At 42.6% G+C, this 20,126-nt stretch carries 20 protein-coding genes and 2 pseudogenes; 13 read left to right on the top strand and 9 right to left on the bottom strand.

All coding sequences use genetic code 11. The annotated features are described in order from the left end of the window. Window positions 1–11: 11 nt before the first annotated feature. From NST56_RS18445 to NST56_RS18430, 4 genes are all read left to right on the top strand, one after another. Window positions 12–680: a DUF5819 family protein gene (locus NST56_RS18445; protein WP_229149355.1), complete on the top strand. Its 669-nt coding sequence runs from the start codon at window positions 12–14 to the stop codon at window positions 678–680. An 18-nt stretch (window positions 681–698) separates the two neighbouring features. Beyond that, window positions 699–2,048 carry a DCC1-like thiol-disulfide oxidoreductase family protein gene (locus NST56_RS18440; protein WP_268449901.1) on the top strand — a complete coding sequence of 450 codons (1,350 nt, stop codon included), beginning with the start codon at window positions 699–701 and terminating at the stop codon, window positions 2,046–2,048. Beyond that, window positions 1,993–3,138: a serine hydrolase gene (locus NST56_RS18435; protein WP_326191768.1), complete on the top strand. Its 1,146-nt coding sequence runs from the start codon at window positions 1,993–1,995 to the stop codon at window positions 3,136–3,138. The genes NST56_RS18440 and NST56_RS18435 overlap by 56 nt, the downstream gene beginning before the upstream one ends. A 266-nt stretch (window positions 3,139–3,404) precedes the next feature. Further along, window positions 3,405–3,920 carry a DUF3231 family protein gene (locus NST56_RS18430; protein ID WP_339178324.1) on the top strand — a complete coding sequence of 172 codons (516 nt, stop codon included), beginning with the start codon at window positions 3,405–3,407 and terminating at the stop codon, window positions 3,918–3,920. 43 nt (window positions 3,921–3,963) lie between these two features. Here the strand turns inward: NST56_RS18430 and NST56_RS18425 are convergent, their stop codons facing one another. The 6 genes from NST56_RS18425 to sacB all read right to left on the bottom strand — a co-directional run bounded on the left by NST56_RS18425 (window position 3,964) and on the right by sacB (window position 10,109). Next, entirely contained in the window at window positions 3,964–4,278 is a 315-nt protein-coding gene (locus NST56_RS18425; protein ID WP_029441074.1) for a multidrug efflux SMR transporter, read from the bottom strand. Beyond that, entirely contained in the window at window positions 4,278–4,613 is a 336-nt protein-coding gene (locus NST56_RS18420; protein WP_339182290.1) for a multidrug efflux SMR transporter, read from the bottom strand. The genes NST56_RS18425 and NST56_RS18420 overlap by 1 nt, the downstream gene beginning before the upstream one ends. 77 nt (window positions 4,614–4,690) lie before the next feature. Next, the gene (locus NST56_RS18415) at window positions 4,691–5,275 is read right to left on the bottom strand and encodes a TetR family transcriptional regulator (protein WP_168748818.1); all 585 of its coding nucleotides are present in this window, start codon (window positions 5,273–5,275) and stop codon (window positions 4,691–4,693) included. Between the two features lie 96 nt (window positions 5,276–5,371). Then, window positions 5,372–6,934: an aspartate/proton symporter AspP gene (aspP, locus tag NST56_RS18410; protein ID WP_229149345.1), complete on the bottom strand. Its 1,563-nt coding sequence runs from the start codon at window positions 6,932–6,934 to the stop codon at window positions 5,372–5,374. Window positions 6,935–7,060: 126 nt separating this feature from the next. After that, window positions 7,061–8,611 (bottom strand): glycoside hydrolase family 32 protein, encoded by a 1,551-nt coding sequence (locus NST56_RS18405; RefSeq protein ID WP_339178318.1) that lies wholly within the window; start codon window positions 8,609–8,611, stop codon window positions 7,061–7,063. Between the two features lie 76 nt (window positions 8,612–8,687). Then, the gene (gene sacB, locus NST56_RS18400; protein ID WP_010331970.1) at window positions 8,688–10,109 is read right to left on the bottom strand and encodes a levansucrase; all 1,422 of its coding nucleotides are present in this window, start codon (window positions 10,107–10,109) and stop codon (window positions 8,688–8,690) included. Window positions 10,110–10,668: 559 nt separating this feature from the next. Between sacB and NST56_RS18395 the strand changes: the two genes are divergently transcribed. From NST56_RS18395 to padC, 8 genes are all read left to right on the top strand, one after another. After that, on the top strand, window positions 10,669–11,010 hold the full coding sequence (locus NST56_RS18395) for a metalloregulator ArsR/SmtB family transcription factor (protein ID WP_268472085.1): 342 nt from the start codon (window positions 10,669–10,671) through the stop codon (window positions 11,008–11,010). Between the two features lie 11 nt (window positions 11,011–11,021). Next, a complete protein-coding gene (locus tag NST56_RS18390; RefSeq protein WP_339178313.1) occupies window positions 11,022–12,320 on the top strand; it encodes an arsenic transporter in 1,299 nt (432 codons plus the stop codon). A 22-nt stretch (window positions 12,321–12,342) separates the two neighbouring features. Then, entirely contained in the window at window positions 12,343–12,762 is a 420-nt protein-coding gene (gene arsC, locus NST56_RS18385) for an arsenate reductase (thioredoxin) (RefSeq protein WP_168748814.1), read from the top strand. Window positions 12,763–13,096: 334 nt separating this feature from the next. Next, window positions 13,097–13,663 (top strand): hypothetical protein, encoded by a 567-nt coding sequence (locus NST56_RS18380; RefSeq protein ID WP_339178309.1) that lies wholly within the window; start codon window positions 13,097–13,099, stop codon window positions 13,661–13,663. A 131-nt stretch (window positions 13,664–13,794) separates the two neighbouring features. Further along, on the top strand, window positions 13,795–15,150 hold the full coding sequence (locus NST56_RS18375) for a serine hydrolase (RefSeq protein ID WP_339178307.1): 1,356 nt from the start codon (window positions 13,795–13,797) through the stop codon (window positions 15,148–15,150). A gap of 15 nt (window positions 15,151–15,165) precedes the next feature. Continuing rightward, a complete protein-coding gene (locus tag NST56_RS18370) occupies window positions 15,166–15,873 on the top strand; it encodes an amino acid racemase (RefSeq protein ID WP_339178304.1) in 708 nt (235 codons plus the stop codon). 108 nt (window positions 15,874–15,981) lie between these two features. After that, a complete protein-coding gene (locus tag NST56_RS18365; protein WP_026014613.1) occupies window positions 15,982–16,437 on the top strand; it encodes a DUF3237 domain-containing protein in 456 nt (151 codons plus the stop codon). Between the two features lie 22 nt (window positions 16,438–16,459). Further along, complete coding sequence (padC, locus tag NST56_RS18360) at window positions 16,460–16,945, top strand: phenolic acid decarboxylase (RefSeq protein ID WP_268447116.1); 486 nt, start codon at window positions 16,460–16,462, stop codon at window positions 16,943–16,945. Between the two features lie 30 nt (window positions 16,946–16,975). Here padC and NST56_RS18355 read toward each other — a convergent pair. The 3 genes and pseudogenes from NST56_RS18355 to NST56_RS18345 all read right to left on the bottom strand — a co-directional run. Further along, window positions 16,976–17,164 (bottom strand): annotated as a pseudogene (locus tag NST56_RS18355) (hypothetical protein); the annotation flags it as partial. Between the two features lie 10 nt (window positions 17,165–17,174). Beyond that, window positions 17,175–18,635 (bottom strand): carboxylesterase/lipase family protein, encoded by a 1,461-nt coding sequence (locus NST56_RS18350; RefSeq protein WP_339178300.1) that lies wholly within the window; start codon window positions 18,633–18,635, stop codon window positions 17,175–17,177. A gap of 74 nt (window positions 18,636–18,709) precedes the next feature. Beyond that, entirely contained in the window at window positions 18,710–19,168 is a 459-nt protein-coding gene (locus tag NST56_RS18345) for a helix-turn-helix domain-containing protein (RefSeq protein ID WP_010331959.1), read from the bottom strand. Between the two features lie 245 nt (window positions 19,169–19,413). On the opposite strand from NST56_RS18345, the pseudogene NST56_RS18340 reads away from it, so the two are divergent. Then, window positions 19,414–20,123: pseudogene (locus tag NST56_RS18340) on the top strand (YveK family protein). The last annotated feature ends 3 nt before the right edge of the window (window positions 20,124–20,126 follow it).

The following is a 20,126-nucleotide window of genomic DNA, read 5'->3' as shown; positions in this document are numbered from 1 at the left end:
AGGGGATTTTGATGAGAAAAAATAAAACTTTAATTATCGGTTTGTTGTTTATTTTATTATTTACTTTCATTGCACATTTCTTTTTAATTTTTTCTACTGTATTACCCCCTAATCCGTTAGCTCTTGCGGTCAAACCTGTTTCTGATCGTTATACAAATACTTTATTCCAACAGAACTGGCACCTATTTGCGCCAGACCCTATTACAACTAATACAAATATATATATGGAGGTTGATACTGGAAAAGCGAGGGGAAAGAACGAGTGGATTGACATTTCAACCCCCTTAAAAGACCAAAATCACACTAAAATCGTAACCCCTTACAATCGAATTGTTAGAATTATAGATGGACTTTCTTCTGATATTTTTGGAACGAATCAAGATGATGTCATTTTTCAATACGTTAAAAAAGCAGATGAAAATGATAAACAGGTAAAAGCTATAACAAAGGAAATAGAGAAGAGTCAAAAAATTGGCGAGGAAAATGTATATCGTTATGCAAGTTCGTATGCTAAATCTATTTACAATCCTAAAACAATAAAAAGAATAAGAGTAAGAATAGATACAGTGAAACCGATTCCGTTTTCTCTACGAGATAACAATGATAAAGAAGAGAAATTAGAACAAAGCACTACATTTGAATGGAAAACGTTCAATAATAAAGTGGTTCCATTTTTTTAATGAGAGTGGAGGAACATTATGAATAACAGTATCACTAACAGAGTTATCGAATATTTTTCAAAAGAACGTTTTTATATTGGGGTGAGCTTGCTTCGCATCGTATTTGGTTTGCTCATTTTATATTTTTATTTAATCCATTACAATCAAAGGCATTTCTTGTTTTCCGATTATGGTATTAATACATTTCATAATGTTATGAAACCAACTACATACTCATTGTATAATGTAACTTCATCCTTAAATTACTTTGATGCGGTATATCACGTTGGCATTGTGTCAGCAATTCTATTTACTCTTGGTTTTAAAGGCCGGCTCATGGGAATCTTGAATTATGTTTTGTTCTATTCGTTATATGTTCGTTTCTCATATATTGGAGACGGTGGCGACAATTTAATGATAATTACACTTTTTTATCTCTTGTTTGCGAATACTACAAAATATTTTTCTATAGATGCAGCGTTGCGAAAAAAAGAGGCTTATGTAACTGACTGTAGGAAAACTATCGCTAATATTATTCAGTACTTTGTTGTTTTGTTTTGTGTTATGCAAGTTAGTATTGTATATGTCACATCTGCTATTTATCAGATTATGGGTGAAACTTGGAATAATGGAACAGCCTTATACTATATATCACAAGTTAAAACGGTTGCGATGCCTTTTCTTGAGTCGTTAGTCAGTCAACACATCTATTTAAGTGTTGTGATTTGTTATTCTAGTGTGTTATTAAAAATTGCTTTTCCTTTTCTAATTATAAACAAAAAAACAAAATGGCTTGCTGTCTTAATGGTTTGTTTACTGCATTTAGGTATTGCATTTGGAATGGGATTATATTCATTTTCTATTGTCATGATTGCGATTGAGTTAGTGATTTTTACCGATAAGGAGTACAATCGCATATTCTCTACTTATCAGCAAATAAAACATAATCTTAATTGGATGGTAAGGAAAAAAGTAATGCGGAAAATTCAAGCCCACTGGAAAATGACTGTATACTATGATGCATGGTGCCCGTTATGTACAAAAACAAAAAAACGTATCGAGAGGGCGGACTGGCTCAATTTAATTGTTTTCGAGTCCTTTCGTGATGGGACAACGTCTATTATTGATGAGGTGGGTATAGATGAATTAGAAAAACGGATGCATGGAAAGACGTTGGAAAAAAGCATCGTCTCTGGTGCAGATACTTTTATCGAAATAAGCAAGCGGGTTATTCCGCTATGGGTATTGTATATGATATTACTCTTAGCTAAGTTGTTTCATGTTAGCGATAGGATATATGATTTGATTGCCTCAAAAAGGAAAATAATTCCTCATGGGCAATGTAATCATGGGGCATGCGGACTTAATCAGCAACAAAGAAAGGGGTAATAGTTTGTTCCTCATTGTTTTAATATTGATAGTAGCTGTTTTTTTATTCGGGTTTTTTGGTTTAGCTGCATTTTTGAAAAGAAGGGATCGAAATAGAACGGTTGAGGATTTGACACGTTTTATGTTTTCTCATCCTGAACGCTTTTCACTCACTATTATACAGAACGATCAAATCCTTTTAAATCATAATGGAAGTAAGATGTTTCCCTTAGCCAGCACAGTGAAAATCCTTTTTTTACTGGCATTTGTGCATGAGGTCAGAAAAAATCAGATAAGTTTCAATGATACTGTCAGTATCATTGAAATAGATAAATTTTATATTCCGAACACTGACGGAGGAGCACACGACAATTGGAAGAGCAAAGAGAATATTGGTCAAACTGTGACGATGAAAGAAGTACTCATTGGTATGATGAGATACAGTTCAAATGCATGTACCGATTATATTTACTTAAGGGTCGGAAAAGACAATATCCAAAAAATAATTGATAAATATTTGCCTGATAACCACACACCTGTTTTTTCCATAAACTCTTCGATGTTAGTCGCTCCTTATCTGAAAAAATATAAAAAGAAAAAAACGAAAGAAATCTCTGGTTATATGAAAGAGATGAAGCAAAAATATTTCATGGAGATTTCAGGGGAAACTTTCGATGCCCTTGTGCATGGTAAAGCTGCTCCGTTAATATCCTCACTTCCTTCTGCCAATCATATTGAGATACAAAAGGAGTTCACGAGGAAACTTCCATCCTCATCCAGCGAAAACTACGCCAGCTTAATGTACCGTCTGGGGACTGGGGACCTTTTAAGTGAAGTGGAAAAAGGATTATTAGATGAGATAACAGGGCCGCCGAACCCTCAAGCTGAGAATCGTATTTGGTATAAAGGCGGCTCTACCTTATTTGTTATGACGTCGGCTATTTTTAAAGAAACTGCGTCAGATTCCATCTCATTGGCCTTTTTTATTGAGGACATGAATCGTTTAGATATGTTATGGATTGATCATGTTTACCAGCCATTTCTTCAAAAGATAACTACCGAACCCTTATTTCGACAACAATTAATAGCTGATTTAAAGGATAAATTATAATAATGTTGAAATACGGAACTTTAAAATGAAACCAACAAATTTACAGATGTTAAGAAGCTCTTTAATGGTTTCCGGTACCACGTCTGTCGGGGGTTCGAATCCCTCCGAGCGCGTCCAATAGAACAACAGGAAAGACAAGGGTTTGGCGATTGCCGCTCTTGTCTTTTTTGTGTTGTACAAGAAAACATTCTCGCAAATACATAATTTTCCCCCTGCAGGGCATCGTAGGTAAATGAACAGTATTGAATTTGCTAAGGAGGATGACAATGGGAATTTTAAGCGGTAATCCGCAAGAAGAACCGATGCATTACGGTGAGGTATTCAGTTTGTGGAGTTATGTAATGGCGGGAAATAAAATGATCGGCAATTACCAGATGTTATTGCATCATGTTGGTGATGGCGATTTAAAGAAGCTGCTTCGTGAGTCCATCGAGAAATGCCAAGATGAAATCAAACAGGTCAGCAATATCCTGAAAGAAAATGGCGTGGGGCTTCCGCCTGCTTCTCCTGAGCCGCCGGACGCAGATCTAAACGAGATTCCGCCGGGCGCGCGGTTTCTCGATCCGGATGTGGCCGCATCTGCAGCGGCGCAGAATGCAGCCGGTCTTGTGACATGCAGCAAAATTATGGGGCAGTCGATTCGCGAAGACATCGCCATGATGTTTGGGCAATTTCATATGAGCAAGGCAGCAACAGGAGCAAAATACTTAAGGCTGCTGAAAAACAAGGGCTGGCTGATCCCGCCGCCGCTTCACCTTCATAAACATCAAGATGATGAGTAAAAGATAAAAGGCATATACAGCTATCTGTATATGCCTTTTATGATTAAGACGTAAGACGCAGGCCGATGACACCGGCAAGGATCAGGCAAAGAGAAATCAGCTGAGAAAGCTGAAACCGTTCCTTAAACCAAATCAGGCTGACTGCTGTTACGCCTATGCTGCCTATACCGGTCCAAACGGCATAAGCAACACCGGATGGCAGGATTTGCATGGCCTGTGAAAGGCAGTAAAAAGATAAAGCAAATCCGGCAGTCATCACAATAATCGGCCATTTTTTCTTTGTGCCGTCTATATATTTCATGGCGATGGCAGCTATAATTTCTTCTATACCCGCAATGAATAATAAAAACCACGCCATTATTTTTCACCTCTCGGCTGAGTTTTACTTTCTTTTGTGAAAAGCTTCATTCCTAAAATGCCGGCTAGCAGCAGCATTAAAAAGAAGATTTGGGCTTCTGAGAAGGATTCGCCTAAGTAGATTCCGGTCGTGTAGGTTCCGACCGTTCCAATTCCGACAAATACGGTATACGCCGCGGCCATAGGGATTTTTCGATAAGAGCGGATTAACAGTATAAAGCTTATCGCTATTAATAGAAAAACGATAATCCAATCAAAAAGCGAATCCGCATGTTTGAGGGAGGAGGCCCAAACCACTTCTAGAAGCCCTGCTATTAAAACAAGCATCCAATACAACATAAACACCTCTTTTTATGAATGAACGTCAGTCATTTTTAGATATTAAAAAATGAGCGGTGTCACCCAGTCATTTTTTAAGCTTTATCTAAGCTCCGTTTTAAGAATGTAAAAATTTCTTTTTTAGATACTTCAAGATTTTCATCTTGTTCAAACCCGATATAAAACCGTTCTGCTGTGTTCTCAACTAAATTGATGATGGTTCTTGCCGTCCACTTTGCATTGATGCCTTCGATCACATCTTGGCTGTCGATCGCCTTGTTGATGATGTTCTCAAGCCAGGAATAATAAGGCTGATAAATGGTCTCCCATTTTTCCATGGAATGGTCGATGGCAAGCCCCGAATAGCAAAGGACAATAATATCTTTATGGCGCTCTGTGATGTGAAACGTCTCATCAATTAAGGTTTGTAAGACGGTCCAAAAATCTTCCTCGCCATTCAGTCTTCCTTTGATTTGCTCTAGCGTGTGAGTGAGAAGGTTTTCCGCTATGGCCGGAATCAAAGCATTTTTGGATGAAAAATATAAATAAAACGTTCCTTGGGCAGTCCCGGCTTTTTTTACGATATCTGAGATGGAGGCCTTATCGAGTCCCTTTTCAGAAATGACTTCAATCGCCGCCTGCAGAATCTTTTCATATTTTCCTGATGTTTGTTTTGGCATGAGGAACACCTCCTGTAATGACTGACTATCATTCATTTTATCTCGAGTGATGGCGTTTGTAAAGCGAAAAAAGAAGCAAGAGAAACTCCTGCTTCTTTATTTATCATAATCAATCGCGGCTTTCGGGAGCCCGGTATACTTTGCCCAATAATAAATCGCAAGCGAGCCGACAGCAACCAAAATGAGATCGATGGGATTGCTGATCAAGCCTAGGCCATGCCCGAAAGAGCCGATATAGGAAAAAATCAGCATCATGACATAAAATCCGACGAGCCACCAGGCTGATTTCAGCTGCTGGGCAAGGCTTACATCTTCTTTAGGCGCGTATTTGCTGAAGCAGAGATAGATCAAAAACATGACGAGCTGTGAGCCGAGAAGCCAGGAAACGGTTGTCCATCCTGACCAGTACACAATAAACGCCGTAAATATAAATGAAAGCGGCCCGATAATGCTCATTCCTTTTAAATAAAATGGCCTGTTTAAGTCCTTCGCATTTACTCTCAGTGCGGCTGAAGAAATCGGCGCAATCGCATAAGAAAGGATTAAGGCAACAGAACAAACATTGACGAGCGCGTTCCACGAAGGAAAGGGAAGCGTCCAGAATATCGAGAGACCGAACGAAAGCCATAGAGACGCCCGGGGGGTACCGGTTTCTTGATTGACCTTTGAAAATACACGGAATAACGTGCCGTTCCGTGCCCAGGCGTAAACGAGACGAGACGTCGTATTCATAAATATATTCCCATTTCCTCCGGGGGACAGGATCGCATCCAGAATGACAAGCGTTGCAAGCCATCCTAAACCAAGCATGACCGCAATATCTTTAAACGGCAATGAAAACTCACGGCCGATTGCCGGCCAACCGTTTTTCAGTGTTTCTGTCGGAATCGCACCGATAAAGGTAACTTGCAAAATAGTATAAATGATGGTGGAAACGATAATACAGATAATTAATGCGATTGGGATGTTACGCTTCGGGTTTTGCACCTCGCCGGCAACAGATACGATAGGGTGCAGCCCGAGATACGCAAACATGACACCCCCGGTCGAAATGGCGGCCTGTATGCCTGTAAAACCAAAAGGCGCAAACCCTTCAACCGATAAGTTCCCTGGCTGAAAATGAAAAATCAGCACAATAATGATCGTGACCGGAACGATATATTTAAAAATAGAAATAATGAAATTGGCCTTAGCAAAGGTTTTGACGCTCCAATAATTCAGCAGGAAAAACAAGCAGAGCAAGGCAAACTGCAAAATCCAGCCTGCGATAGTCGGGGAGTCAGAGCCCTCTTTGGTCAGGCCCGGAAACCAATAGGCCACATATTGCCGGACAGCTGTGACTTCAATCGAAATCAGGCTTGTGTAAGCGACAATTGTGACAAATGAAATTAAATAGCCGACCAGATGGCCGTGTGAATAAACCGGATACCTGATGATGCCTCCAGTGCGGGGCAAAGCGGCTCCGAGCTCCGCGTACACCAGTCCGATTAACAGAATAATGGCTCCTCCCATAATCCAGGAAAAAGCGCCGGAGGGTCCTGCTTTTGAAGCGACATTACTGACAGCGAACAGCCATGCTGATCCAAAGATAGCTCCCATCCCGATCAAAATCAGATCAAACAGCGACATCGATTTTTGAAAATTTCCTTGTTTAGACATCCGCTTCCTCCTTAGAAACAAGCCTTATATTTCTTACAATGCCCAATATGAAACAGACAATACGCACCTGCTGATTGCTTTCGGCTCTCACAATAAAAACAGATGCAGCAAGCGCTGCATCTGTTTTTATTGATGAATCGTATCGAAATGTTTCACTTTTATATTTGTAAAGGAAGCTGAGCCGCCTTCAGAAAAAAGTGTAATGCCTTTATCCTCGGATTTTGGGAACACTTCATTTGAGAAAACGGTTTTCCCGTCACCGACAAACACTTCTATCGTTGTTTTATCAACGAGTATTTTTAAGTGCACATTTTGTTTGCTGCTGTCATAGGGCGCTTTGCTTTCAACGAACCTTTTGCTTTTATCAGGCTGGTCTGTGAAAGCTCTGTTGACATACGCATAGCCGCCTTCAGCAAATATGCCGACATCAATATGGCGTTTTTTGTCTGCCGATTCTCTCAGCCGGACGCCGGCGTTTTTCATGTCTGACCAAGAAAGATCCATATCCAGCTGATACGTATCGCCTGTTATGGATAGGGTTTTGGAGCCGCTGACACGCAGTTCTTTCACTTCGTCAGTGGAAGCTGAAAGCTGCTGCAATGCTTCAACAGGCTGTGAGACGAGGCTGTATGTGCCGTCCTGCTGCTGAAGCCGGATTTCACGCACGATTGAATCTGTGCCGTTAAAGCCATTTTTTCTGGTCGGCGTGTTATTCGCGTAATCCCAATTATTCATCCAAGCCAGCGCGTAACGCTTATTCAATTGATCTGTTTCTTTCCCGTCCTCAAACGTTACGCCCCCATACCAGTCAAATCCGTAATCAAGCCATTGGGGTTCGGTTTGATCAGCAGAAAATTCTTTTCCGTCAAAGCCTCCGGTCCAGTAGGCGTACGTATTGGGTTTGCCCCACGGTTTCCCGTTTGCGCTTGCGCCGAGAATCCACTTCGTCGTCCCGTCACTTGCCCGCATCATGTATAGGTCGGGGCATTCGATCATGCCTGCCTGCTTCGTAATAAAACCGCTTGTGTACTGCCAATCCTTTAAATTATCGGATTCATAAAAGCCGATTTTTGTTCCTTCGGCCATGACCATTACCCATTTATGATCCTGATCATCCCATATGACTTTAGGGTCTCTGAAATCATTTGTCCCCGGATTGGGCATAATGGGATCATCAGTGTAGGGCTTAAATGTCTTCCCTTTGTCTGTGCTGTACCATAAATGCTGCTCCTGCTTTTTGTCTTTGGCTGAAGGCTGAGTCACAATGGCGACAAGTGCATTTTTGCCAAAGCCGGCTGTATTTTCTTTATCGATGACGAATGATCCGGTCCAGATGTCGCCGTTTGGATTTGTGTATTTGGGAATCGCCACGCCTTCATCTGTCCAATGCACCAAATCCTCTGATACGGCATGCCGCCATTCCGTGCCGTTGCCGTTTGGATAATCCCCGTTATACAGATAATAGTAATGATACTTTCCATCGAAATAGATGGGTTTTTGTGGGTCGTTTTTCCATTTGTCAGGAGCCGTAAAATGATATGCCGCCCGGTAGTCCGGCTTATGGGTTGATTTTGATTTTTTGACCGGTTCCTCTTTTGGCCATAGGTCTATAAACAAAAGGATTCCTAAAAAGATGAGGAATACCGCTGACCATTTGCATGTTTTTTTATATGTCATTTCGGTTTCTCCGCTTTAGATTTTAATAAAGAAATAAAAGAAAATGCCAATAGGGTATCGGCATTTTCTTTTGCGTTTATTTGTTAACTGTTAGTTGGCCTTGTTCAAGGATGCTGTTTTTCACAACAGATGTCTTTTTGCCTTTGATGTTCAATAAGAAGCTTGGCGCGAACGTTGCCTGCTTGTCTGCATAGAAGCCTCTGTTTGTCATGTAGCTTGTAATAACGACATTGTTACCTTCAGCTTGTGGTACGGCAAAGTGTGAGTAAGTAAAGGTCACATCGTTAGGATCAAGATCCATTTTCAGCACAAGGCCGGTTTTGTTCAGCGGCTTGTACGGGCCTGTTAAGGAGTTGGAAACATAACCCAGCATGTAAATATCGTTAGACGTAATGCCGTCGATTGTCATTTTTGATCCTCTAGAGTCAGTGAACAGATACCATTTGCCGTTCATTTTAAAGACATTCGCACGTTCGATTTCGTCAGTCACTGTGTTAGACGTGATTAGCGGCTTCATGACTTTCTTCAATGTGTAGTCATCGTTAAGCTCAATAATGCCAAGTGCGCCGTTAGCTAATTCTGCAGTGCGTTTTTTATCGCTTTGCAGAAGTTTTTGACTTTCTTGACGGAAGAATGATGAGCTTTTGCCATAATAAGCTTTGTTAAATAAAGATTCTTCGCCTTGGTAGCCGTCTTCAGTTCCTGTGTTTGCTTCAAATACCAGGTATTTGCGGCCGTGATCTTCCACATAGTGAGGATCTCTCAGCGTATGGTTATCGCCTGAACTATAGTTGCCCTCATCAATGAACTGTTGAACATTTTGATACGTTTTGCCGTCCCCGTCAAAAATTGATTTGTGATCTTCTACACCGTTAATCGTAAGAGAACTGTCTGAAGTTGACACGTTAACCTGCGCAGTTGTCAGTGTTTGTTTGCCGTAATGTTTACCGGAAAAGTCAGTGTAGAATAAACGGATTTTGCCATCGGATGTAAATGTAGCTGATCCTGACCATTCTTGTGTTTGATCTTTTAAGATGGGATCATTTGCGTCAAACTTGTCACTGTCTTTAAAGACACGGCCTGCGTTTTTCCAGCTGTCAATGGAAGTCTCGCCAACTTTTTGATAGAACATGTAAATTGATGTGTCATCCGCGTTTTTAGGGTCTCCGGCTAATGCAAAGACAATGTGATAGCCGTGATAGTTTGCGACTGTGCCGTCCGCGTTTTGCAATGGCCAGCTGTCCCACACGTCCAAACCTTTTGCGGAAGAGATGTTTTTAATCTTCGATTGGTCAAATTCAGGCACCTGATATTTTTCATTCTTTTGCTGTTCAGGGATTTGCAGCATGTCGTGGCGGGTAATATGGGAAATGCCGTATGTCTCTTTATACGGTTTGTGATCTGCTTCTTTCGCAAACGCTTGAGTCGCGCCTCCTGCCAGCAGTGCGGTTGTAAAGGTTAATGCTGTTGCCTGTTTGGCAAACTTTTTGATGTTCATCGTTCATGTCTCCTTTTTTATGTACTGTGTTAGCGGTCTGCTTTCTTCCAGCCCTCCTGTTGAGTGGCAAGTCGGTTACGTGCAATAAAAAAAGACCTAAAATATGTAAAGGGTGACGCCAAAGAATACACTTTGCCCTTAACACATTTTAGGTCTTGCCTGCTTTATCAGTAACAAACCTGCGTAATTTACTTTTCGACATTATTCTATTAGACACTGGACCTTATTTCAACGGGTCTATTTTCCTCTTTTGTTTGATAGAAAATGAATAAAAAGATTTTAAGAGTACAGGTCTTATGGACTAATCAGGCTGATTATTTCTTTACATCTTCTATAGGTTATCACAAGCTTTCGCATGGGTATAAAGTTCCTTTTTATCAAGCCTATCCGAACAACACAAAAGTGATGAAAAATGTAAATTCATCAATAACGACAGTATAAATAAAGCCATTTCCGTAAAAAAAATTTTAAGCGGAGGTCCTATTTCTTCTATTATATAAGTATTGACTTATATATTCAGTGGATTATACAATGAACGCGGAAGGGAGCTGATGCTTTCATGAAGCATGCCTTGACATCTACTGAAATCAGTCGCTGCCTGAAGCTTCTTCATGATCAAACCAGGCTTTTGATCATGAAGAAGCTGGAGGAAAAAACATACTGTGTCTGCCAGTTTGTCGAGATGTTTGACATGAGCCAGCCAGCTATCAGCCAGCATTTGCGGAAGCTGAAACAGGCTGGATTTGTAAATGAAGAGAAAAAGGGACAGTGGCGGTTTTATTCAATTAATTCGGCTTGTCCTGAGTATGGATTGATTCAATCGATTCTCGGTCACATCAGAGCAAATGATGACGTGTTGCAGTCTATTCAGAAAAAAGAAACTCAAGTTTCTTGTAAGTAGGAGGTTCTCGTTTGAGTTCAGCGGTTTTAGCAGCAATGATCTTTATTCTTACACTTATTTTTGTTATTTGGCAGCCGAAACATCTGTCTATTGGCTGGTCAGCCTGCGGGGGAGCGGTTTTGGCTTTGCTTGTGGGGGTTGTGAGCGTGAAGGATGTGGCGGACGTTACGGGCATTGTATGGAATGCCACTCTGGCGTTTGTGGCGATCATTCTCATCTCGCTCATTTTAGACCACATTGGCTTTTTTGAATGGGCTGCTTTGCATATGGCAAAGGCGGCTAAAGGAAGCGGCCTGCGTATGTTTATTTATATTTCCGTTTTAGGCGCTGTCGTGGCGGCGTTTTTTGCCAATGACGGTGCGGCGCTTATTTTAACGCCAATTGTGCTTGCGATGATGCGGGCTTTGCGTTTTGAAGAAAAGCTGGTGTTCCCATTTATTATCGCGAGCGGGTTTATCGCTGATACAACATCGCTTCCGCTTGTGGTCAGCAATTTGGTCAATATCGTGTCGGCCGATTTCTTTCACGTCGGTTTCATTGAATATGCGGCACGGATGATTGTCCCGAATCTCTTTTCGCTTGCGGCAAGCATACTCGTTTTATACTTATTTTTCAGAAAAGGGATTCCGAAACATTATGATCTCAGTCAGGTGAAGAGACCGGCTGACGCCATTAAAGATATAAACATGTTTCGTATGTCTTGGCTTGTGCTGGGCATGTTATTAATCGGTTATTTTGTAAGCGAAATATGGTCCATCCCCGTATCCTTTATCGCCGGTGCGGTGGCTGTTTTCTTTCTTATTATGGCGAAGAAAAGCCCGGCCGTTCATACGAAGCAGGTGGTCAAAGGGGCACCGTGGGCGATTGTGTTTTTTTCCATTGGGATGTATGTCGTCGTGTACGGGTTAAGAAACGCCGGCTTAACAGACCTTCTGTCCAGCCTTATACAGACAGCCGCAGATCAGGGGCTATTGGCGGGGACCATTGGAATGGGTTTTATCGCGGCTATTTTATCATCGGTAATGAATAACATGCCGACCGTCATGATTGATGCTATTGCGATAGCCGGTACAGATACACATGGAATAATGAGAGAAGCCTTAATTTATGCAAATGTCATCGGTTCTGATCTGGGACCGAAAATCACGCCGATTGGGTCGCTGGCGACGCTGTTATGGCTTCATGTTCTCGCCCAAAAAGGAGTGAAAATCTCTTGGGGGACATACGTGAAAACAGGGATTATCCTGACGGTTCCGACCCTGCTGATTACTCTATTCGGCCTTTATATCTGGTTATTGATCATTCACTAAAACATTTGGGAGATGAACAAACATGCCTAAAAAAACCATCTACTTTTTATGCACGGGCAACTCCTGCCGCAGCCAAATGGCTGAAGGCTGGGCGAAACAATATCTAGAAGATGAATGGAACGTATACAGCGCGGGGATCGAAGCGCATGGGCTCAATCCGAATGCTGTAAAAGCGATGAAGGAAGCGGGGATCGACATATCCGGCCAAACATCAGATATCATCGATCCGGCTATTTTAAACAGTGCTGATCTTGTCGTGACGCTTTGCGGAGACGCGGCTGATAAATGCCCGATGACGCCGCCTCACGTCAAGCGCGAGCACTGGGGCTTTGATGACCCTGCAAAAGCGGAAGGATCCGAAGCGGAAAAATGGGCGTTCTTTCAGCGTGTTCGTGACGAAATCGGTGAGCGGCTCAAACGTTTTGCGGAAACAGGTAAATAAGCTGGAAAGGCCGGGAGGATGGTATCCCGGCTTTTTTGTGGCTCTCATCGCGGTGATGATGCTGGCTGTACCCGCAGATAACAGGGGATACCAAACGATATTGCCATTGGTAATTCTCGTAATCGCAATTTAAAATGTGAATTGATCTTATATCTTTTTTATAGGTCTTGTAATAGAGGCAGTAATCCGTTTTGGAACTAGCAGCTTTCATTTTTGTTTTGAGTTTAGTCGGGCAGATACCGTTTCAAACCCTGTAACGATCAATATAATAATGTATTGCGAAAGCAAACAAATGATAGAAGCGGAAAGAAAACGTATAAGGAGGAATAAGTCAATGCCGCCACGGCCAACTAAATGGATTAAGAGAAACGATCGACCGGAACCTCTTTTATCACCAAGTGTCATGCAAGGCAGAAATGGAAATACCCCATCCACTCAACAAAACCAGCTCTTCGCACCAATTACATCAGATACGAACCAGCCTATTTCTGCTTTCAGAGCCACCAGCAATGCGAATCTGTCAGTGGCTGCAAATGCAGCTAGCGGAGTCTTATTTCAAAATGTAGAATTTGATTTGGCGAATGAATATAACCCCAACACTTCTACATTTTCACCGAGAACAGCAGGCGTATATTCTCTTAACGCATCAGTTGAGTTTCAAACGAATGCGATTGTTGACTTCAACTTAGAAGTCGTATTTCTTGTGAATCAAGATGTGATAGGCGGAAATAACACATTTCAAGCAGGGAATCTCCCGGCTGTCGTAGCCATTACGGAAATTCTTCAGTTAAACGCCGGAGATACGGTGACAGTTGCAATGAGAAGTACTGCCGCCGGAGTCATTCAAGCAACTCCGAGAACCCGTTTTGCAGCCGCCAGAGTTCCTTCTCCGACTGCGTAAAAAGGGATTTTTGATTCGTGTAAATCTAAAGTTGATTTTTCCTGTTTGAGGATTGATCAGCTTTTTTTATATTTTCAAAATAATTGAAACATTAATAGCTCAGTATCGTACAAAAAAGGGGAGGTGAAACAATGAAGCAGGATAAAAGGAATGACCTTAAGACTTTATTTGAAACATTAGGCGAAAGAAATCATTTCAACGGGGCGGTTTTAGCTGCAGAGGATGGCGGCATCTTATACCATCACGCTTTCGGTTATGCGGATTTGCCGGAAAAACGGTTTTTGCAAGAAAATTCTTTGTTTGAGCTGGCATCACTATCAAAGCCTTTTACAGCGCTGGCAGTTGTTTTATTGGAGGAGAAAGGGATGCTTGGTTATGAGGATAAGGTGGAGCGCTGGATTCCTGGATTTCCATATGAAGGCGTTACGATACGGCACTTATTGAACCATACGTCCGGGCTTCCGGAATATATAGAGTGTTTTTTTGTCAATTGGGATAAAAGCAGAGTCGCAGTGAATCAGGATGTAGTGGATATGCTGATGAATGAGCAGCCTCCTTGCTATTTTGCTCCGAATGAAGGCTGGCTGTACAGCAATACGGGGTATGTGCTGCTGGCAGTTTTGATTGAGAAGGCATCCGGCATGAGCTATGCGGATTTTTTGAAACAGCATATTTTCACCCCGGTCGGTATGGCGAACACGAGAGTATATAACAGGAGGCTGCGTCCTGAGCAGATCGATGACTATGCGTATGGATATGTGTATGATGTGCATTCCGGCCAGTACGTTCTTCCAGATGACCTGGAGGAAACGAGCTATGTTGTGTATCTGGATAGAATACAGGGAGACGGTACAGTGAATTCTGTCACAAGCGATTTATTTCGATTTGATCAGGCTTTATATCAGGACAAATTGATCAGCAAGGCTTCTAAGGAAGCCGCATTTTCTCCTGTACAACTGAGCAATGGGGAAACGGTTGACTACGGATTTGGCTGGGTGCTGCAAAACAGTCCTGAAAAAGGGCGGATTGTCAGCCATAGCGGAGGGTGGCCCGGCTATTCGACGATGATGATCCGATATATAGATCATGGTAAAACGCTGATCTATTTGAGCAATATGGAACAGGATGCTGATTATGAACAAGCGATACTGAAGGCAGCGGAGAATATTTTATTTGACCAGCCTTATAAGATCCCTGAACGTCCAGCTGATAAAAAGAAAAAAGAAATTGATACAGCGATTTACATCCGCTATGTTGGCAGCTACTCCTTTCACGATGGTACCGCTGCGACGGTGACAGCTGAGAATGAGCGGCTTTATCTGCAAATCACCGGACAGATGAGGTTTGAATTATTTCCTTCCTCGGAAACCCGTTTCTTTCTGCAATCATTGCCTGTTGAAGTTGAATTTATGTTAGGGGATGATACTGCGAAAAGTTTTATCGTTTATCAGGACGGAACAGAGGGAGAAGCGGTCCGGACGAATTAGAAAGGAATGAATTTGATGATTGGGATATTAGCTGGAATGGGCCCGAAATCGACCTCTCCATTTTTAGATAAGGTCATTGATTACTGTCAGAAGCTATATGGCGCTTCACATGATATCGATTACCCGCAAATGATGATTTATTCCTGTCCGACCCCTTTTTATGTCGATCGCCCTATCGATCATAATGAAATGAAAAAAGCGATTATCGATGGGGCCGTCAAGCTGGAGAAGACCGGTGCGGACTTTATTTCTCTTCCTTGTAATACGGCGCATGTCTATTTCGAAGACATCCAGCAAGCATTGTCGATTCCTTTGTTACATATCATTGAGGAAACGATGAAGGCGCTCCTGGATTCAGCGCAAAAAGTGGCTGTTTTAGGAACGGACTCAACCATACAATCCTGTCTTTATCAAAAAGGTTTGAAGGCGGGGGGATATGAGTTTATTCATGAGACACATTGGCAGCGGGAAGTCAATCAGCTCATCGCCGCGATCAAACAGCCGAATCATGTTCAGAAAACTCAGGACATATGGCGGGAGCTATATTTGGAAATCAGTAAAAGAGCGGATCTCATCATTTCGGCTTGCACAGATTTAAACACAGTGTTAGATCATGTTCACGGTGATATTCCGATTATCGATTCCTCTGATTGCCTCGCAAAAAGCACGGTCAGCACGTATCTTACCTATCAAAATGAACCATTCAACAAGGGCTGTATGTAATCGGCTCTTGTTTTTTTTGTGTTCTTATCGTTTGACAGCCTCATGCAATGGTGTTAAAGTAAACATGTAAATAGTTACATGATTTCTTCTGAAGATCAGGTGGTGCTTATGAAGAAGCCAGTTTTAAAGAAATTCGTCTCCCTAGACATTAAGGTTGATCCTCCAATCACCATTGGTGAGACAGGTTTAGGGCTGAGACGATGGATTCCGATTCGATCGGGAACAGTAACCGGAGAAGTGGAAGGACGTATTTTGCCTGGCGGAGCTGATTCGCAAATTATTCGCGCTGACGGCAGAACAGATTTATCTGCCAGATATGTCATAGAAACAGCAGATCATGAGCTGATTTACCTTGAAAACAATGGAATACGGCAAGTCAGCGAGCCGTTCCGAACACGAGCAGCGGCCGGGGAAGTGATTGACACCGAGCATGTTTATTTCCGCACGGTGCCGACATTTGAGACAGGCAGTGAAACCTATCAATGGCTGCATGACCGCTTGTTTATCGGTTCCGCAGAAAGAACCCCTGATTACGTTCGATTAGACATTTATGAAGTAGAGTAAAAGACTAAGGAGAGTGTGAAATATGGAAAACTTTATCGGAAGCCACATGATTTATACTTACGAAAACGGTTGGGAATACGAGATTTATATTAAAAATGACCATACAATTGATTATAGAATTCATAGCGGAATGGTGGCCGGACGCTGGGTTCGGGATCAGGAAGTGAACATTGTCAAACTGACAGAGGGCGTATATAAAGTGTCTTGGACAGAGCCGACAGGTACAGATGTTTCATTAAACTTTATGCCGAATGAAAAACGGATGCACGGCATTATTTTCTTCCCAAAATGGGTGCATGAACATCCTGAAATTACGGTCTGCTACCAAAATGACCACATTGACCTGATGAAGGAATCACGCGAGAAATACGAAACCTATCCCAAATACGTAGTGCCCGAATTTGCTGACATTACATTTCTGAAAAATGAGGGAGCCGATAATGAGGAAGTCATTTCTAAGGCGCCTTATAAAGGAATGACAGACGATATTCGCGCAGGGAAATTGTAAGAAAACAAAAACCCGGTAAAGAGAGAATGACTTCTCTTTACCGGGTTTTCTTTTTGCTGAGTATGTGGGCACCATCACAATACCCGCGAAAAACAGTAGGATCCCAATCCAGCGGATGGGCTGGTAATAGGCGGTGTCTTGTAAATAAACGACTGCTGATAAAATGAAGATACATGCTGCCACAACGATGACGGCACCCATGCAGCCTGTTTTTCCCATGTGATTCTCCTTACGAGTGTAATAGTTTTTTCCGCTTCTCACCATCAGGATCGTGCTCAATAGAAAGTTCGGAATCCAAAATCAAGGTTTCTCGTTTGTCTTCAGTATAAGCCGGCCATTGTACATCTTCGCAGCTTGGACTTCCTGTTTTTGCGAAGGCAAGCCACGCTGATTGTATCGTGTGTGGAAGCTGTTTGACCTCATCCGTAATGTCTGCTTGTACCATTCGTTTCAGTCCGTTTAGATTGCCGAACACAAACGGCAGTTCCAGTGCGTGAACCGCTTTATTGTACGGCGGCTTGTCCGGGTGCCAATCGAATCGGTACATCCAGACAGGTGCGTAACGGGATTGGGCGGAAGCGCAGGCGACGGCCGGGCGCCAAAACAGCAAATCCGTCATGATATGAATTTGGCTTTCGAGAGAGCGCGGATACAGATCGGCCGCTTTCTTTGCCAGCGGCTGACCCAATAGATACTCAAGCGCTTCATCAATTGTTTCCTGAGAGTGAACTTCTGAATCCGGCGTAAAAAATAAATACCCTTCATCACGATTTGTTCCGATTAACAGCGGAATGCCGTCAGCAGCCCCTTCAGCGATGGCTTTCTCCGGCTCAGCAGGCAGTGTTTTCGGATCAAGGGCAGGCTGGAATAACAGCTGAAAGATATTTTCATTTTCGTTTTTTCGCAGCTGGTCGGCGGCTTTAAGCAAATCTTCCGCAGACATAGTATGAAGCCTGTCCAAATGGTGACCGTCAATTCCAAGGGTTCGTAAAAAAGCATGCGCGGTGCTTGCCGCTTTTTCTTCTGTCATGGTTCGGGAAGAGCCGCTTTCTAAGATTGCTTTCTGGAACAGGCCTTTTGCAGCAGGCATGGCTAGCAGCGCGGCAATGCTCATACCGCCCGCTGATTCTCCAAACACCGTTACATTTTCCGGATCGCCGCCAAACGCAGAAATATTGTCCTTGACCCATTTCAGAGCCGCGGTTTGGTCAAGCAGTCCAAGGTTGTTGGAATACGCTTCATCAATGGAAGATAAATGTAAAAAACCAAATGGTCCCAGCCGATAATTCAGTGTGACGACAATGACATCCCCCTGAGCCGCCAGGTTCGAGCCATCGTATAAAGGCTCACTGCCCGCGCCGAGATAAAATGTGCCGCCATGAATCCACACCATGACAGGACGATTTTTGCCCGGAGTGTCAGGTGCAAATACATTTACATACAGGCAGTCCTCAGACTGGCGGGGGAGTTCAGGGTATGAATATGACAGTAAATCAGGCGGCTGCGGGCAAACCGGGCCGTACGCAGTTGCGTCCAGTACACCTTCCCAGGCCGCCGGCGGCTCAGGTGCTTTAAACCGCAATTGTCCGACGGGCGGCTTTGCGTAGGGGATGCCTTTCCATATGTGGACACCGTTTTTTGAAATGCCTTTCACTGTGCCGTATTGCGTTTTGACCATTGATTCAGACATAGCATTCTCTCCCTTTTTCCCCCATTATAAACAGATTTGTCCTGATGATGCGAACCTCAGCCCTTCTACGATATTCATTTTCCCATCGTTTTTAAAAAGGATTTGACTTCCTGAACCGTCAGGCCGATTTCTCTCGCTTCCGCCATCAGCGCTTTCCACTCTTCTATATTCGATTCTGTCAGCTTTCGGTTTCGGTAGGAGGCGGTTTCAGGCTCCCCTTTCTTTAGCTTGTTCGTAAAAGTGAACAATTCTTCCTTTTCCATTCCGGCTTGAACAGCTTGTACAAGATGCACACGCCATTCTTCCTCTCCGCCGCTGATTTTTTGATACATCATCGTTTCAGCGTCAAATAATTCTGTTAATTCGACATCCAGGGTTGCTGATACTTTTTTCAAAAATTGAACGGATGGATTCGTATGAACGCCTCTTTCAATCTTGCTTAAATAGGATTTAGAAACGCCTGACTCAATAGCCAGCTGATTAATAGAATAGCCTTTTCTTTTGCGGTACAAGCGGATAATTCTTCCAATCATAATATGAAATTCTCCTCTATTCCTGTCGTTATTTCGTTCATTATAAGGAATTATTCGTTCTTTATAAAATTTAAAATAATAAGGGAAGTGCAGTAAATAAGAGGAAAATCATGATTTTGTTCTCTAAAGAGAACTTATTGGCTTATTTTGCAATTTTTAAATAATAAAGTTTTCTTTTATAATCCAATCATTAACAGAAAGGGGCGCGGGAAGCCAGCCGTGAGAAGGCTGAAGGCTATGAATATATGAATGAGAATATGAGTTTTAAAGAATTATACGCAATTGTCAGACATAGATTCGTGCTGATTCTGCTCATCACAATAGGCGTCACCTTTATTACAGGTTTTGTCCAATTTAAGGTCATTTCACCGACTTATCAGGCGTCGACTCAAGTGCTGATTCATGAATCAGACGGTGAAGAAAACTCGAATCTCAGTGACATCCAGAGAAATCTTCAATACAGCAGCACGTTTCAATCGATTATCAAAAGCACGGCCTTGATGGAAGAGGTCAAGGCGGAGTTGCATCTTTCTGAATCGGCTTCCTCGCTGAAAGGAAAAGTGATGACCAGCAGTGAAAATGAATCGGAAATCATCACCGTTGCCGTTCAGGATCACAATCCGGAGAGAGCGGCTAAGATTGCAAACACGTTAGTGAACAAGTTTGAAAAAGAAGTAGATGAAAGAATGAATGTGCAAGGCGTACATATTCTTTCAGAGGCGAAGGCTTCTGAAAGCCCAATGATTAAGCCGTCCCGGATGAGAAATATGGTCATGGCTTTTGGAGCGGCCGTGATGGGAGGCATTACACTGGCATTTTTTCTGCATTTTCTCGATGATACGTGCAAAAGCGCACGGCAGCTCAGCGAGAAAACCGGATTGCCCTGCTTGGGCTCTGTCCCTGATGTCAAAAAGAAACGGAATCGCAGGGTTGGATAAAACATTTCGAGGAGTGAAGT

This window comes from Bacillus sp. FSL R5-0560, assembly GCF_037966305.1.
Classification (GTDB): domain Bacteria; phylum Bacillota; class Bacilli; order Bacillales; family Bacillaceae; genus Bacillus; species Bacillus mojavensis.
This window is presented reverse-complemented; position numbering and strand designations above follow the sequence as displayed.

Excerpts from the sequence above, each read along its gene's own strand:
- NST56_RS18445 (WP_229149355.1), top strand. The coding sequence starts at position 12 with ATGAGAAAAAATAAAACTTTAATTATCGGTTTGTTGTTTATTTTATTA.
- NST56_RS18440 (WP_268449901.1), top strand. The coding sequence starts at position 699 with ATGAATAACAGTATCACTAACAGAGTTATCGAATATTTTTCAAAAGAA.
- NST56_RS18435 (WP_326191768.1), top strand. The coding sequence starts at position 1,993 with ATGGGCAATGTAATCATGGGGCATGCGGACTTAATCAGCAACAAAGAA.
- NST56_RS18430 (WP_339178324.1), top strand. The coding sequence starts at position 3,405 with ATGGGAATTTTAAGCGGTAATCCGCAAGAAGAACCGATGCATTACGGT.
- NST56_RS18425 (WP_029441074.1), bottom strand. The coding sequence starts at position 4,278 with ATGGCGTGGTTTTTATTATTCATTGCGGGTATAGAAGAAATTATAGCT.
- NST56_RS18415 (WP_168748818.1), bottom strand. The coding sequence starts at position 5,275 with ATGCCAAAACAAACATCAGGAAAATATGAAAAGATTCTGCAGGCGGCG.
- aspP (WP_229149345.1), bottom strand. The coding sequence starts at position 6,934 with ATGTCTAAACAAGGAAATTTTCAAAAATCGATGTCGCTGTTTGATCTG.
- NST56_RS18405 (WP_339178318.1), bottom strand. The coding sequence starts at position 8,611 with ATGACATATAAAAAAACATGCAAATGGTCAGCGGTATTCCTCATCTTT.
- sacB (WP_010331970.1), bottom strand. The coding sequence starts at position 10,109 with ATGAACATCAAAAAGTTTGCCAAACAGGCAACAGCATTAACCTTTACA.
- NST56_RS18395 (WP_268472085.1), top strand. The coding sequence starts at position 10,669 with ATGAAGCATGCCTTGACATCTACTGAAATCAGTCGCTGCCTGAAGCTT.
- arsC (WP_168748814.1), top strand. The coding sequence starts at position 12,343 with ATGCCTAAAAAAACCATCTACTTTTTATGCACGGGCAACTCCTGCCGC.
- NST56_RS18380 (WP_339178309.1), top strand. The coding sequence starts at position 13,097 with ATGCCGCCACGGCCAACTAAATGGATTAAGAGAAACGATCGACCGGAA.
- NST56_RS18375 (WP_339178307.1), top strand. The coding sequence starts at position 13,795 with ATGAAGCAGGATAAAAGGAATGACCTTAAGACTTTATTTGAAACATTA.
- NST56_RS18370 (WP_339178304.1), top strand. The coding sequence starts at position 15,166 with ATGATTGGGATATTAGCTGGAATGGGCCCGAAATCGACCTCTCCATTT.
- NST56_RS18365 (WP_026014613.1), top strand. The coding sequence starts at position 15,982 with ATGAAGAAGCCAGTTTTAAAGAAATTCGTCTCCCTAGACATTAAGGTT.
- padC (WP_268447116.1), top strand. The coding sequence starts at position 16,460 with ATGGAAAACTTTATCGGAAGCCACATGATTTATACTTACGAAAACGGT.
- NST56_RS18350 (WP_339178300.1), bottom strand. The coding sequence starts at position 18,635 with ATGTCTGAATCAATGGTCAAAACGCAATACGGCACAGTGAAAGGCATT.
- NST56_RS18345 (WP_010331959.1), bottom strand. The coding sequence starts at position 19,168 with ATGATTGGAAGAATTATCCGCTTGTACCGCAAAAGAAAAGGCTATTCT.